A 13,215-nucleotide genomic window follows, 5' to 3' on the forward strand; every position below is an offset into this window, starting at 1 on the left:
TCCCGCGGGGAACCGTAACGGGAGGCCGCCTGTGTTCATTCGCTCGTTCGGACTGCTCGCCGCAGTGTCGGTGGCCTGCGCGGCGTCGGTGACGCCGGCCTGGGCCGATCCCGCCGTCCCCGAGGTCGAGGTCGTCGCCGACGTGGCGCCCGCACCGGGCGAACCTGCCCCCGCCGACATCGTCGAGTCGACTCCGCCGGCCCACCTCAAGACCCCGGATGGCTGGAACCTGACGGTGTCGGCCAGTGACGAGACGCAGGCGACGGTGCCACCTCTGACCACCGCGATCTCCTCTCGCGAATATGTCGTCGGTGGTACCTACCGCGGTTCGATGGTCGGCCCCGACGGGGGCGACAAGCCGGGCGGCACTCTGGAGGCTGGCTATCAGATCGGCTGCGGCATCGACATGAGCACCTCCAACGGCGTCGCGCTGACCGGGACCCTCGGGCTCAACTCGTCCGTCGGAATTCTCGGCACCGACGTGGTCACACCATGGCCCGAGGGAATCCTGCCGGGCGTCGGCTCCAACATCGGCGGCGGTATCACCGTCGGACTCAAACCCGGCATCATCAACCTCATCCCGGTGACCGAGAAGGAATTCAAGGGCACGGAGCCCTGGGTGATGATCAGCAACTTCCGGGTGAAGATCGACGGCTGTGTGGGCCAGTCATTCATCCGGTCCTATGCGGTGCTGACCCGCTCGACCGATGAGTCCGAGGCCGTGCTGGCCTGGTACGGCACCACCAAGGTGGTTTGAGCGGTCACGCGAACCGTTTGAGGCAGCGGTCCTCGTCGCCGAGGATGCCGACCCGGAAGGCATCGATGCGGGCGAAGCCCGAGGGCACCGATTCACCGTTGACGTCGCTGGCCGCCAACCCGTTGGTGAGGATGCCCGACACCGCCTCGTCGACATCGCCGGCGGTCAGCAGGATCGTGTCACCGTTGGGCAGGTTGACGGGTTTGATCATCTTGGCCGTGGCCACGCCCGTCAGACAGGCCGTGCGCAGCGCCGCCTCGGCGTTGTCCAGCACCAGGCCGCGGGCATGCTGCAGGGCCAGGGTGTAGCGCGAGATCAGCACCGAGAAAGCGGTGTTGTCACCGCCGGCGAGGTCGCCGACATCGACGTCCTCGGACGGTTCGGCAAGCAACTGCAATTCGGCCAGATCGACCACGATCGTGTTGGTGTCAGGACAGTAGGAAACCGGCGGGCTGGGTCGCGCACCAGGACAGTCCACGGCGGCGTCGGGCCGGAAGTCGAGCTGCGGGGGATCGGCGGGCTTGAAGGTGATGTTGAGCGCGTCGACAATCGAGCGGACCCAGCGCTCGGTGATGTCCAGGTCGCCGCTCTGGTCCTCCGGCAACAGGACCGGAAGATCGCCGCGCCGCTGGTCGATCTCCTTGACGTCGATCGCGGCACACGCCGCGGGCCCGTCGGTGAACCCGAACTGGAATGCCGAGATCCGTTCGAACGCCGACCCGTGCTCGTCGATGCCCATCTGGGCCTCGGCCTCGGTCAGCAGTGGGTCCCGGAACGCGATCACCGCGGCCAGCAGGTTGTTGAGCCCGTCGGCGGTACTGAGCGTGAACCGGGGCGAATCACCTTCGGCCACCCAGCGCATGTAGCTGCCGGCCAGACAGTCCGCCTGCTGTTCGGCGACCAGGGTGGGTGTACTGCGGCTGATCAGCCCGGCCTGCTGCTGGATCGCATGGCCGTACTCGTGCGCGAGCACCATGACCGCGCCCATGTCGCCGTTCTGCCGGCGCAGGCCGGGTATCAGCACACCGCGGTCCCAGCCGATGGTCCGATCCGGTTTGCAGAACGCGGCATTGACCAGTCCGTAGGTCTCCATACCGCAGAATTCTCCGTCGAAACTCTCGGCGTCCCAGGAGATCAGCGCGCGCACCGGTTGGAACTCGCCGTCAAACGCCTGCGAGTACGCACTCGACCAGAAGTCCTCGAGGTCACTGACGGCACTGGCGGCCAGATTGTCGCTCTTGCCCCCGTCGGTGTCGTCGACCTCGCGCGAGGGCTTCTCGGCATCGGGACGCAACCCGCTGGACCCATCGGTGGCCGGCATGCCGGCAACCGAGAACGGATCGCTGAACACCGACACCGGCGTGCCGCCGACCAGAGATGCGCACGCGGTCAATGACACCGCCGTGCACACCGCGAGCGCGATACCGAACAGGGTGCGTCGGCTCATATTGCTGCCTTCCGGTGCACTCTGGCGGCCAACTGTCCGCGCGGGTATGCCGCACACACTAGTTAACTCGCGGTGCGCAGGGTGCGATATCAGCCCGCTCCCCGAAGCCGCTTCAGCGACTGACGCACCCGGTCAGGGTCGGTGGTGGACCAGAACGGGGGCAATGACGAACGCAGGTAGCCGCCGTAGCGGGCGGTCGCCAGCCGGGAGTCCAGCACCGCGATCACCCCGCGATCGTCGGTGTGGCGCAGCAGCCGGCCGGTGCCCTGGGCCAGAAGCAGCGCGGCGTGGTTGGCGGCGATCGCCATGAAACCGTTGCCGCCGTGGGCGCTGATCGCCCGCTGGCGGGCGGTCAGCAACGGATCGTCGGGACGGGGAAACGGAATCCGGTCGATCAGTACCAGGGACAATGAGGGCCCTGGTACGTCCACGCCCTGCCACAGCGACAACGTGCCGAACAGCGATGTCTCGGGGTCGTCGGAAAACTGTTGAACCAGAGCGGAAGTGGTGTCCTCGCCCTGACACAGCACCGGGGTGGACAGTCGCTCGCGCATGACCTCGGCGGCGGCCTTGGCCGCGCGCATCGACGAGAACAGGCCCAGGGTGCGCCCCCCGGCAGCGGTGATCAGGCCCTCGATCTCGTCGAGTGTCCGGCTATCGGTGCCGTCCCGTCCGGGCGGCGGCAAATGCTTGGCCACGTACAGGATCGCGGATTTGGCGTGGTCGAATGGGGATCCCACGTCCAGGCCGCGCCAGCCCGGTTTGGCGGGCGCGCCGGCCGCGCCCGGTTTTGCCGGCCCATCGGCGTCGGCGACGCCGCCCAGGCCCCAGTTGCGGGCCATCGCATCGAAGTTGCCGCCGAGGGTCAGCGTCGCCGAGGTCAACACCGCGGTGGTGTTGGCGAACAATCTCGTTCGCAGCAGGCCCGACACCGACATCGGGGCCACCCGCATGATCACCCGGGTGGCGTTCGCGCTTTCTTCCCGTGCCACCCAGACCACGTCGACGCGGTCGGGGATGGGTGGGACGAACGACGTGAGGATGCGGGTGGCGGTATCGCTGACGTCGTTGAGTGCGGTGACGGCCTCGGTGCGGGCCGAGGCGGCCTGCGGGTCGCTGGGGCTGGTATCGATTGCGGTGCGCGCCGCGTTCGCCGCGTCGCGCAGTGCGGTCAGGTAGATGCCCAGTTCCTCGTCGAGCACGTCGATGCGGCCGGCGTCGAGCTCGTGCAGCAGCGAGGACAGCGTCGCGACGGCGGCCTCGAAGCGTTGCGCCAGTTCATCATCGACCAGTCGTGACATCCTGCGGTGCGCCACCGCCATGGACGTCGCCGACAGTTCGGCGGTGGCCACCCCGGTGACCCGGTCGGCCAGCTCATGGGCCTCGTCGACCACCAGCAGCTCGTACTCGGGCAGCACCGAGAAGTCGGAGAGCGCGTCGATGGCCAGCAGGGCGTGATTGGTGACGACGACGTCGGCGGCACCGGCCTTCTCGCGCGCCCGCTCGGCGAAGCAGTCGGTGCCGAACTGACAGCGCGATACGCCGATGCACTCTCGCGCCGACACGCTGACCTGGGACCAGGACCGGTCCGGCACACCGGGAACCAGTTCGTCGCGGTCCCCGGTCTCGGTGTCCGAGGACCATTCGGTGAGCCGCTGCACGTCGCGGCCCATGGCGCTGACCGCCATCGGGGAGAACAGCTCGACCTGGGGAAGGTCCGCCGGTTCTTCGGTCGCTCCGTTGTGAATCTTGTTGAGGCACAGGTAGTTCCCCCGGCCCTTCAGCAACGCGAACGCGGGCTTGCGGGGCAATGCGTCGGCCAGTGAGTTCACCAGTCGGGGCAGGTCACGGTCGACGAGCTGACGTTGCAGGGCGATGGTGGCCGTCGAGACCACCACCGGCTGTTCGGTCTGCAGCGCGCGGGCGATCGACGGCACCAGATATGCCAGCGACTTGCCGGTGCCGGTCCCGGCCTGCACCGCCAGGTGTTCCCCGGACTCGAAGGCGTTGGCGACCGCCTCGGCCATCTCCACCTGGCCCGGACGGCTGGCCCCGCCGAGCCCTGTGACGGCGATCTTGAGGAGGTTGGTCACCACGTTGGCCACCTCGCGGGATGGCTTCGCTTTGGTCGTCATGGTCTGGGTGGCACGACCCGGGTGGGGATGGCCGGCTCGCCGCGGGACAGTTTCAGCCCGTCCCACGGCAGGCTGTGCAGCCCGGCGGCGACCCGCTCACGCGCGGCGGCCAGTTCGGTGGCGGGGTGGGGCCTTCCGACGGGGACGCCGCCGGTCACCAGCGGCACGGTGAGCGGCCGGGCGGTGAGCCCCGATGTCTCCACCGGCTCCTCGCCGTACGGGTAGACCACTTCTTCGACGATCGTGCCCGAGGCCTTGGCGAGCCGGACGGCCTGCTTGCGGCCGCCGTGGGATTCCTTGTGGCTGCTGCGCTTGGCCACCGGCATCCCGTCGACCTCGACCAGCTTGTAGACCATGCCCGCGGTCGGCGCGCCCGACCCGGTGACCACCGAGGTGCCGACACCGTAGCTGCCGACCGGCTCGGCCGCCAGGGCGGCGATCGCGAATTCGTCCAGATCGCCCGAGACCACGATCTTGGTACTGGTGGCGCCGAGCTCGTCGAGCTGCTGGCGCACCTGGCGGGCCAGTACACCCAGATCGCCGGAGTCGATGCGCACCGCGCCCAGTTCCGGACCGGCCGCCGCGATCGCGTTGACCACGCCCGCGGTGATGTCATAGGTGTCCACCAGCAGGGTGGTGCCGACGCCGAGGGCTGCCACCTGGCCACGGAACGCCGCCTGCTCGTCGGGGCCGGACTCGGTGGTGTGCACCAACGTGTAGGCGTGCGCCGCGGTGCCCAGCGCCGGCACCCCGTAACGCTGCTGGGCGGCCAGATTCGACGATCCGGTGAACCCGGCGAGATAGGCCGCGCGGGCCGCGGCGACGGCGGCCTGCTCGTGGGTGCGGCGCGAGCCCATCTCGATCATGGGCCGGCCGTGGGCGGCGCTGACCATCCGGGCCGCTGCCGAGGCGATCGCCGTGTCGTGGTTGAGGATTGACAGCACGAGCGTCTCCAGGACCACGCACTCGGCGAAGGTCCCGTGCACGGACAGCACGGGCGAGCCGGGGAAGTAGAGCTCTCCCTCGGCGTAGCCGTCGATGTCACCGCTGAACCGGTAGTTCGACAGAAATTCCAATGTCGCCGGGTCCAGGAAATCGGAGAGTTCGTCGAGCATTTCGGGGATGAACGTGAACTCCGCCAACGCTTCCACAAAGCGGCCGGTGCCGGCGACCACGCCATAACGGCGCCCCTCGGGCAGCCGACGGGCAAAGACTTCGAACGTGGTGCGGCGGTGCGCTGTGCCGTCGCGCAGCGCGGCGGCGAGCATCGTCAGCTCGTACTTGTCGGTGAGCAGCGCGACGGTCACACCAGCAACCGTAGCTGTTCGCGGCTGCTTCAATATCGCGGCTCCCCTGCCGGTATTGTGGGCCCATGGTTACACCGGCGAAGGCCCGACCGGGGACCCGTGAAGAGCGCAGTGTGGGTGTGTCGCCCCGGGAAGATTCAGCCACCGAAAGCCCGTGGGTGACCATCGTCTGGGACGATCCGGTCAACCTGATGACCTATGTCACCTACGTGTTCCAGAAACTGTTCGGATACAGCGAGCCGCATGCCACCAAACTCATGATGCAGGTGCACAACGAGGGCAAGGCCGTGGTGTCGGCAGGCAGCCGCGAGTCGATGGAAACCGACGTGTCCAAACTGCACGCCGCGGGGCTGTGGGCCACCATGCAGCAGGACCGCTGATCGACTGTGCGCAAATGGAAACGGGTCGAGACCGCCGACGGTCTGCGGTTGCGCTCGGCGTTGGAGGCCCACGAGGCGGCGTTGTTGTCGAGCCTGGGCAATTCGATGCTCGGGATGCTCGACGAGCGTGGATCGTCAGGACCCACAGACGAACTCGAGATGATCACCGGGATGAAGACCGGCAATCCCCAGCCGCCCGAGGACGCCACCATGAAGCGTCTGCTCCCGGATTTCTATCGGCCGCAGACCGAGCACCCGGCCGGCTCCGGTACCGCCGAGAGTCTCAACAGTGCGCTGCGCGGTCTGCACGAACCGGCCATCATCGGCGCCAAACGTGAAGCGGCTCAACGGTTGTTGGACACCATCCCGGATGGTGGCGGCAAGTTCGAGCTGACCGAGCCCGACGCCGAGGCGTGGGCCGCGGCCGTCAACGACATCCGGTTGGCGTTGGGCACCATGCTCGACATCGGTCCGCGGGGGCCCGAGCAGTTGCCTGCCGAGCACCCGATGGCCGGACACCTCGACGTCTACCAGTGGCTGACCGTGCTGCAGGAGTACCTCGTTCTCGGCCTGATGGGGAGATAAGCGTGATGGGTTCGATCACCGACATCGGCGGCATCCTGGTCGGCCACCATCACCGCATCGACCCCGACGTGACGCTCGGCTCGGGATGGGCGTCGGGATCAACCGTCGTGCTCACCCCGCCCGGCACGGTCGGCGCCGTCGACGGTCGCGGCGGTGCCCCCGGCACCCGCGAGACAGATCTCCTCGACCCGATCAACACCGTGCGCCACGTCGATGCCGTGGTGCTGACCGGCGGCAGCGCCTACGGGCTGGCAGCTGCCGACGGTGTGATGACCTGGCTGGAGGAGCAGGGCCGCGGCGTGGCGATGGACGGCGGCGTGGTGCCGATCGTGCCCGCCGCGGTGATCTTCGACCTGCCGGTGGGCGGCTGGGCCAACCGGCCGACGGCCGAGTTCGGCTACGCGGCGGCCTCGGCGGCGTCCACCGAGTTCGCGCTGGGTACCGTCGGCGGCGGGGTCGGTGCGCGGGCCGGGGTGCTCAAGGGCGGCGTTGGTACCGCCTCGGTGACCCTGGATTGCGGGGTGACCGTCGGTGCCCTGGTGGTGCTCAACGCCGCCGGCGATGTGATCGATCCGGCCACCGGTCTGCCCTGGATGGCGCGGATGATCGAGGAGTTCGGGCTCATCGCCCCGCCTGCCGATCAGCTCGCCGCGTACGCCGACCGCCACCGCGAGATCGGCCCGCTGAACACCACCATCGCGGTGGTCGCCACCGATGCCGAGCTGAGCCCGGCCGGGTGCCGCCGGGTGGCCGTCGCCGCACACGACGGGTTGGCCAGGACCATCTCGCCGTGTCACACCCCGTTGGATGGCGATACGGTGTTTGCGCTGGCGACCGGCGCGGTGACCGTCGAACCCGACGAGAAAACGCCGGTCGCGATGTCACCGGAGACCGCACTGGTCACCCGGGTCGGGGCGGCCGCGGCCGATTGTCTGGCCCGCGCCGTGCTGGTCGGGCTACTGGCCGCCGAGCCGGTGGCCGGAATACCGACCTACCGTGACATGTTGCCGGGAGCGTTCGAATGAAGGAGTTGTGACGTGCTGGTGATCCGCCGGGATCTCGTCGAGGCGATGGTGGCGCATGCCCGCGCCGACCACCCTGACGAGGCGTGTGGGGTGATCGCCGGGCCGGAGGGCTCCGATCGGCCGGACCGGTTCATCGCGATGGTCAACGCCGAGCGTTCCCCGACGTTCTACCGATTCGATTCGGGGGAGCAGCTCAAGGTGTGGCGTGCGTTAGAAGATGCGGGTGACGCTCCGATTGTCATCTACCACTCACACACCGCGACCGAGGCCTACCCGAGCCGCACCGACATCTCCTACGCCTCCGAGCCGGATGCCCACTATGTGCTCATCTCCACCCGGGACCCGCAAGAGCACGAACTGCGCAGCTACCGCATCGTCGACGGCGTCGTCACCGAAGAACCCGTCACTATCGTCGAGCAGTACACCTAAGGAGACCTCATGGCAGTAACCGTTTCGATCCCGACCATCCTGCGTCCGCACACCGACGGGCAGAAGCGCGTCAGCGCCTCCGGCGACACCCTGCAGGCGGTGATCGCCGATCTCGAGGCCAACTACTCCGGGATTAGCGGTCGCCTCGTCGACCCCGACAATCCGGGCAAGTTGCACCGCTTCGTCAACATCTACGTCAACGACGAGGACGTGCGGTTCTCCGGCGGCCTGGACACCGCGATCACCGACGGCGACTCCGTGACGATCCTGCCTGCCGTGGCAGGAGGGTGACGGGCAGGTCATGACCAGATACGACTCGCTGCTGCAGGCACTCGGCAACACCCCGTTGGTCGGGCTGCAGCACCTGTCGCCCCGGTGGGAGGACGGCCCGGACGGGCCGCACGTGCGGTTGTGGGCCAAGCTCGAGGACCGCAACCCGACCGGCTCGATCAAGGATCGGCCGGCGCTGCGCATGATCGAGCAGGCCGAGCGTGACGGTTTGCTCAGCCCGGGGGCCACGATCCTGGAACCCACCAGCGGCAACACCGGAATCTCGCTGGCGATGGCCGCGATGCTCAAGGGCTACAACATGATCTGCGTGATGCCCGAGAACACCTCCATCGAGCGGCGGCAGATCCTCGAACTCTACGGCGCGAAGATCATCTTCAGCCCGGCCGAAGGTGGTTCCAATACCGCCGTGGCGACCGCGAAAGAGCTTGCGGCAGAGAACCCTTCGTGGGTGATGCTGTACCAGTACGGCAATCCGGCCAACACCGACGCGCACTACTACGGCACCGGCCCGGAGCTGCTGGCCGATCTGCCCGAGATCACCCACTTCGTCGCCGGGCTCGGTACCACCGGCACGCTGATGGGCACCGGCCGATTCCTGCGCGAGCAGGTCCCGGGTGTGCAGATCGTGGCTGCCGAACCGCGTTACGGCGAGGGCGTGTACGCGCTGCGCAACATCGATGAGGGATTCATCCCCGAGCTGTACGACCCCGACGTGCTGACCACGCGGTTCTCGGTGGGTTCCTACGACGCGGTCAAACGCACCCGCGATCTGGTGACCCGCGAAGGCATCTTCGCCGGCATCTCCACCGGCGCGGTCCTGCACGCGGCACTCGGTATGGGCGCCAAGGCCATCAAGGCCGGTGAGCGCGCCGACATCGCCTTCGTGGTCGCCGACGCCGGCTGGAAGTATCTGTCCACCGGTGCCTACGCCGGTAGCCTTGATGACGCAGAGGACGCGTTGGAGGGGCAGCTATGGGCGTGAGCGGGCAGGCGTGACGAACCCAGGTCTACCCTCGTCCACCGAACCGAAGAAGCGGCCGGCGTGGGTGGTCGGCGGCCTGACGATCGTCAGCTTCGTGGCGTTGTTGTACGCGATCGAGATCGTGGACACCGTCATGGGTCACCGCCTCGACCAGGATGGCATCCGGCCCCTGCAGACCGACGGACTCTGGGGCATCCTGTGGGCGCCCCTGTTGCACGGCGGCTGGCCGCATCTCATCGCCAACACGGTGCCCGCCCTGGTGCTCGGCTTCCTGATGACCCTGGCCGGCATGGGGCGCTTCATCGCCGCGACCGCCATCATCTGGATAGTCGGCGGCTTCGGCACGTGGCTGATCGGCAACATCGGCCTGCACTGCCCCTACGTGACCGTGCAGTGCACGAGCACCCACATCGGCGCTTCCGGGTTGATCTTCGGTTGGCTGGCCTTCCTGATCGTGTTCGGGTTCTTCACCCGCAACGTGTGGGAGATCGTGATCGGCATCGTCGTGTTGTTCGTGTACGGCGGCGTCCTGTTCGGGGTGCTGCCCGGCAATGCGGGGGTGTCCTGGCAGGGCCACCTGAGCGGGGCCATCGCCGGTGTGGTGGCGGCGTACCTCTTGTCCGGACCGGAGCGCAAGGCACGGGAAGCGCGCAAAAGGCCCAACCAATTGACCGCATGAGCGAACAACTGGCACCCGTCGGCATCTTCGACTCCGGCGTGGGCGGACTGACCGTGGCCCGCGCGATCATCGACCAACTGCCCGACGAGGACATCATCTACGTCGGAGACACCGGCAACGGTCCCTACGGGCCGCTGACAATCCCCGAGATCCGGGCCCACTCGTTGGCCATCGGCGACGACCTGGTGGCCCGCGGCGTCAAGGCTCTCGTGATCGCATGCAACACCGCGTCGTCGGCCTGCCTGCGCGATGCGCGCGAGCGCTACTCGCCGGTGCCGGTGGTCGAGGTGATCCTGCCCGCCGTGCGGCGCGCGGTGGCCGCCACCCGCAACGGGCGCATCGGGGTGATCGGCACCGCCGCCACGATCGCCTCTGGCGCCTATCAGGATGCGTTCGCCGCCGCGCGCGACACCGAGGTGTTCGGGGTGGCCTGCCCGCGGTTCGTCGACTTCGTCGAACGCGGGGTCACCAGCGGCCGTCAGGTGCTCGGTCTGGCCGAGGGTTATCTGGAGCCACTGCAGCGGGCCGAGGTCGACACCCTGGTGTTGGGCTGCACGCACTATCCGATGCTGTCCGGGCTCATCCAGCTGGCCATGGGCGACAACGTCACGCTGGTGTCTTCGGCCGAGGAGACCGCCAAGGATCTGCTCAGGGTGCTCACCGAGCTCGATTTGCTGAAGCCACACGAATCCGGTCCGGCGCAACGGGTGTTCGAGGCGACCGGAGATCCCGAGGCATTCACCGGCCTGGCGGCCCGCTTCCTGGGGCCCGGGTTGGACGGCGCGCGGCAGGTCCGACGTCACGCAGGCTCCGGAAAATGATCTCCGTCGCCCAAACCGGCGATGTCTTGGCAACGCGCACTCCGGGCATGGCAAGCTAGACACTGTGCGATTGACCATCCTGGGGTGCTCCGGCAGCGTTGTCGGCCCGGATTCGGCAGCCTCTGGCTATCTCGTCACCGCACCTGACACGGTTCCGATGGTCGTCGACTTCGGCGGTGGCGTCCTGGGTGCGTTGCAGCGCTATGCCGACCCGAATTCGGTCAACGTGTTGCTGTCGCATCTGCATGCCGATCACTGTCTGGATCTGCCCGGGCTGTTCGTCTGGCGGCGGTATCACCCGATCCCGGCCACCGAACGTGGGCTGATGTACGGGCCGGCCAACACGTGGGCCCGGCTGGGTGCGGCGTCCTCACCCGAGGGCGGTGAGATCGACGACTTCACCGACATCTTCGAGGTGCGCAACTGGGAGGACGGCTCCCCGGTGCAGTTGGGCACGCTCAACGTCACGCCGCGGTTGGTGTGTCATCCCACCGAGTCCTACGGCATGCGTTTCACCGATCCGTCCGGGGCGACCCTGGTCTACAGCGGCGACACCGGATACTGCGACGCACTCGTCGAACTGGCCCGCGGAGCCGACGTCTTCCTGTGTGAGGCGTCGTGGACACATGACCCGTCGCGCCCGCCCAAGCTGCACCTGTCGGGCACCGAGGCAGGCCGCGCCGCCGCGGCCGCCGGTGTCGGTGAACTGCTGCTGACCCACATCCCGCCGTGGACCTCACGCGAGGACGTGATCAGCGAGGCCAAGGCCGAGTTCGACGGTCCGGTGCACGCGGTGGTCTGCGGCGAGACCTTCGACGTCACCCGGGGCTGACCCGCTAGGGTTGGCGGGTGTCCAAGCGAGAAGACGGTCGTCTCGACGACGAGCTGCGTCCGGTAACCATCACCCGCGGTTTCACATCGCATCCCGCCGGCTCGGTACTGGTGGAGTTCGGCCAGACCCGCGTCATGTGCACCGCCTCGGTCACCGAAGGCGTGCCGCGCTGGCGCAAGGGTTCCGGGCAGGGCTGGCTGACCGCCGAATACGCCATGTTGCCGGCCGCCACGCACGACCGCTCGGACCGGGAATCGGTCAAGGGTCGCGTCGGTGGGCGGACGCAGGAGATCAGCCGTCTGGTCGGGCGCTCACTGCGCGCCTGCATCGACCTCGGCGCGCTGGGGGAGAACACGATCGCCATCGACTGCGATGTGCTGCAGGCCGACGGCGGAACCCGCACCGCGGCGATCACCGGCGCCTATGTCGCGCTCTCCGATGCCGTGACGTATCTGGCTGCGGCCGGGCGGCTTTCCGACCCACGGCCGCTGTCCTGCGCGATCGCGGCGGTGTCGGTGGGTGTGGTCGACGGCCGCGTCCGCGTCGACCTGCCCTACGTCGAGGACTCCCGTGCCGAGGTCGACATGAACGTCGTCGCCACCGACACCGGTACCCTGGTGGAGATCCAGGGCACCGGCGAGGGCGCGACCTTCCCGCGGTCCACGCTGGACAAGATGCTCGATGCCGCGCTCGGAGCGTGCGAGCAGTTGTTCGTGATCCAGCGCGAGGCACTGGAACTGCCGTATCCGGGCGTGCTGCCCGAAGGGCCGGCTCCCAAGAAAGCGTTCGGTAGCTGAGTGCCCGCACTTCTCGTGGCCAGCCGTAACGCCAAGAAGCTGGAAGAGCTGCGTCGAGTGCTGGATGCCGCCGGAGTAGTCGGGCTGGAGTTGTTGTCGCTGGCCGACGTGGCCGCCTACGACGAGGCACCCGAAACCGGTGCGACGTTCGAGGACAACGCACTGGCCAAGGCCATCGATGGCTTTCGAGCCACCGGATTGGCTTGTGTGGCAGACGATTCCGGCATTTCCGTGGACGCGCTGAACGGAATGCCCGGCGTGCTGTCCGCGCGGTGGTCCGGCAAGCACGGGGACGACGCCGCGAACACCGCGTTGCTCCTGGGGCAGCTGGCCGATGTGCCCGACGAGCGGCGCGGGGCGGCGTTCGTGTCCGCGTGCGCCCTGGTGTCTTCGGCTGGATCGACCGTGGTGCGGGGGGAGTGGCCCGGGACGGTCACCCGTTCGCCGCGCGGCGACGGCGGGTTCGGGTATGACCCCGTCTTCCTGCCTTCAGGGTCCGACAAGACGGCCGCCGAGCTCTCGCCGGCGGAGAAGGACGCGGCATCACACCGCGGCCGGGCGCTGGCGTTGCTGGTGCCGGCGCTGCGGGAACTGGCCGGGGCTTAGCCGGCTCGCCACGGCGTGCGTTTGTCGCGCTGCTCGTTTGGCGCACCGCTCGTTTGTCACGCCGCTCGTTTGTCACGCTGGAGTGGCTGTCGCGCCCGAGTGTCACGCTAGCGTGCACAGAATCGACTGCGGCCCAGTCGTT

General features: G+C 68.3%; 15 protein-coding genes. 12 read left to right on the plus strand and 3 right to left on the minus strand.

Annotated elements, in window-relative coordinates; translation table 11 throughout:
• The first annotated feature begins 31 nt into the window (after positions 1 to 31).
• Complete coding sequence (locus BN2156_RS00090; RefSeq protein ID WP_162839200.1) at positions 32 to 757, plus strand: MspA family porin; 726 nt, start codon at positions 32 to 34, stop codon at positions 755 to 757.
• A gap of 4 nt (positions 758 to 761) precedes the next feature.
• Here the strand turns inward: BN2156_RS00090 and BN2156_RS00095 are convergent, their stop codons facing one another.
• From BN2156_RS00095 to BN2156_RS00105, 3 genes are all read right to left on the minus strand, one after another.
• Complete coding sequence (locus BN2156_RS00095; protein ID WP_090508983.1) at positions 762 to 2,204, minus strand: neutral zinc metallopeptidase; 1,443 nt, start codon at positions 2,202 to 2,204, stop codon at positions 762 to 764.
• 89 nt (positions 2,205 to 2,293) lie between these two features.
• Entirely contained in the window at positions 2,294 to 4,339 is a 2,046-nt protein-coding gene (locus BN2156_RS00100) for an ATP-dependent DNA helicase (RefSeq protein ID WP_090508985.1), read from the minus strand.
• Positions 4,336 to 5,646 (minus strand): nicotinate phosphoribosyltransferase, encoded by a 1,311-nt coding sequence (locus tag BN2156_RS00105; protein ID WP_090508987.1) that lies wholly within the window; start codon positions 5,644 to 5,646, stop codon positions 4,336 to 4,338. Before BN2156_RS00105 ends, BN2156_RS00100 begins: the two co-directional genes overlap by 4 nt.
• Positions 5,647 to 5,711: 65 nt before the next feature.
• On the opposite strand from BN2156_RS00105, the gene clpS reads away from it, so the two are divergent.
• The 11 genes from clpS to rdgB all read left to right on the plus strand — a co-directional run bounded on the left by clpS (position 5,712) and on the right by rdgB (position 13,073).
• Positions 5,712 to 6,026, plus strand: a complete 315-nt coding sequence (gene clpS / locus BN2156_RS00110) for an ATP-dependent Clp protease adapter ClpS (RefSeq protein ID WP_090508990.1) — start codon at positions 5,712 to 5,714, stop codon at positions 6,024 to 6,026.
• A gap of 6 nt (positions 6,027 to 6,032) precedes the next feature.
• Positions 6,033 to 6,611 carry an oxidative stress transcriptional regulator AosR gene (gene aosR / locus BN2156_RS00115; protein WP_090508992.1) on the plus strand — a complete coding sequence of 193 codons (579 nt, stop codon included), beginning with the start codon at positions 6,033 to 6,035 and terminating at the stop codon, positions 6,609 to 6,611.
• A gap of 5 nt (positions 6,612 to 6,616) precedes the next feature.
• Positions 6,617 to 7,636, plus strand: a complete 1,020-nt coding sequence (locus tag BN2156_RS00120) for a P1 family peptidase (protein WP_090515259.1) — start codon at positions 6,617 to 6,619, stop codon at positions 7,634 to 7,636.
• A 12-nt stretch (positions 7,637 to 7,648) separates the two neighbouring features.
• The gene (locus BN2156_RS00125; RefSeq protein WP_090508995.1) at positions 7,649 to 8,065 is read left to right on the plus strand and encodes a M67 family metallopeptidase; all 417 of its coding nucleotides are present in this window, start codon (positions 7,649 to 7,651) and stop codon (positions 8,063 to 8,065) included.
• A gap of 9 nt (positions 8,066 to 8,074) precedes the next feature.
• Positions 8,075 to 8,356 (plus strand): MoaD/ThiS family protein, encoded by a 282-nt coding sequence (locus BN2156_RS00130; protein WP_090508997.1) that lies wholly within the window; start codon positions 8,075 to 8,077, stop codon positions 8,354 to 8,356.
• Positions 8,357 to 8,366: 10 nt separating this feature from the next.
• Complete coding sequence (locus BN2156_RS00135) at positions 8,367 to 9,338, plus strand: cysteine synthase (RefSeq protein ID WP_090508999.1); 972 nt, start codon at positions 8,367 to 8,369, stop codon at positions 9,336 to 9,338.
• Positions 9,298 to 10,017, plus strand: a complete 720-nt coding sequence (locus BN2156_RS00140) for a rhomboid family intramembrane serine protease (RefSeq protein WP_276020688.1) — start codon at positions 9,298 to 9,300, stop codon at positions 10,015 to 10,017. The genes BN2156_RS00135 and BN2156_RS00140 overlap by 41 nt, the downstream gene beginning before the upstream one ends.
• Positions 10,014 to 10,838, plus strand: a complete 825-nt coding sequence (gene murI / locus BN2156_RS00145) for a glutamate racemase (protein WP_090509004.1) — start codon at positions 10,014 to 10,016, stop codon at positions 10,836 to 10,838. Before BN2156_RS00140 ends, murI begins: the two co-directional genes overlap by 4 nt.
• A gap of 64 nt (positions 10,839 to 10,902) precedes the next feature.
• Positions 10,903 to 11,670: a cyclic nucleotide-degrading phosphodiesterase gene (locus BN2156_RS00150; RefSeq protein WP_090509007.1), complete on the plus strand. Its 768-nt coding sequence runs from the start codon at positions 10,903 to 10,905 to the stop codon at positions 11,668 to 11,670.
• A 17-nt stretch (positions 11,671 to 11,687) separates the two neighbouring features.
• Positions 11,688 to 12,467 carry a ribonuclease PH gene (gene rph, locus BN2156_RS00155; RefSeq protein ID WP_003880216.1) on the plus strand — a complete coding sequence of 260 codons (780 nt, stop codon included), beginning with the start codon at positions 11,688 to 11,690 and terminating at the stop codon, positions 12,465 to 12,467.
• Positions 12,468 to 13,073: an RdgB/HAM1 family non-canonical purine NTP pyrophosphatase gene (rdgB, locus tag BN2156_RS00160; protein WP_090509009.1), complete on the plus strand. Its 606-nt coding sequence runs from the start codon at positions 12,468 to 12,470 to the stop codon at positions 13,071 to 13,073.
• Positions 13,074 to 13,215 lie beyond the last annotated feature (142 nt).

Origin of the sequence: Mycolicibacterium neworleansense (assembly GCF_001245615.1) — a bacterium.
Taxonomy (GTDB): domain Bacteria; phylum Actinomycetota; class Actinomycetes; order Mycobacteriales; family Mycobacteriaceae; genus Mycobacterium; species Mycobacterium neworleansense.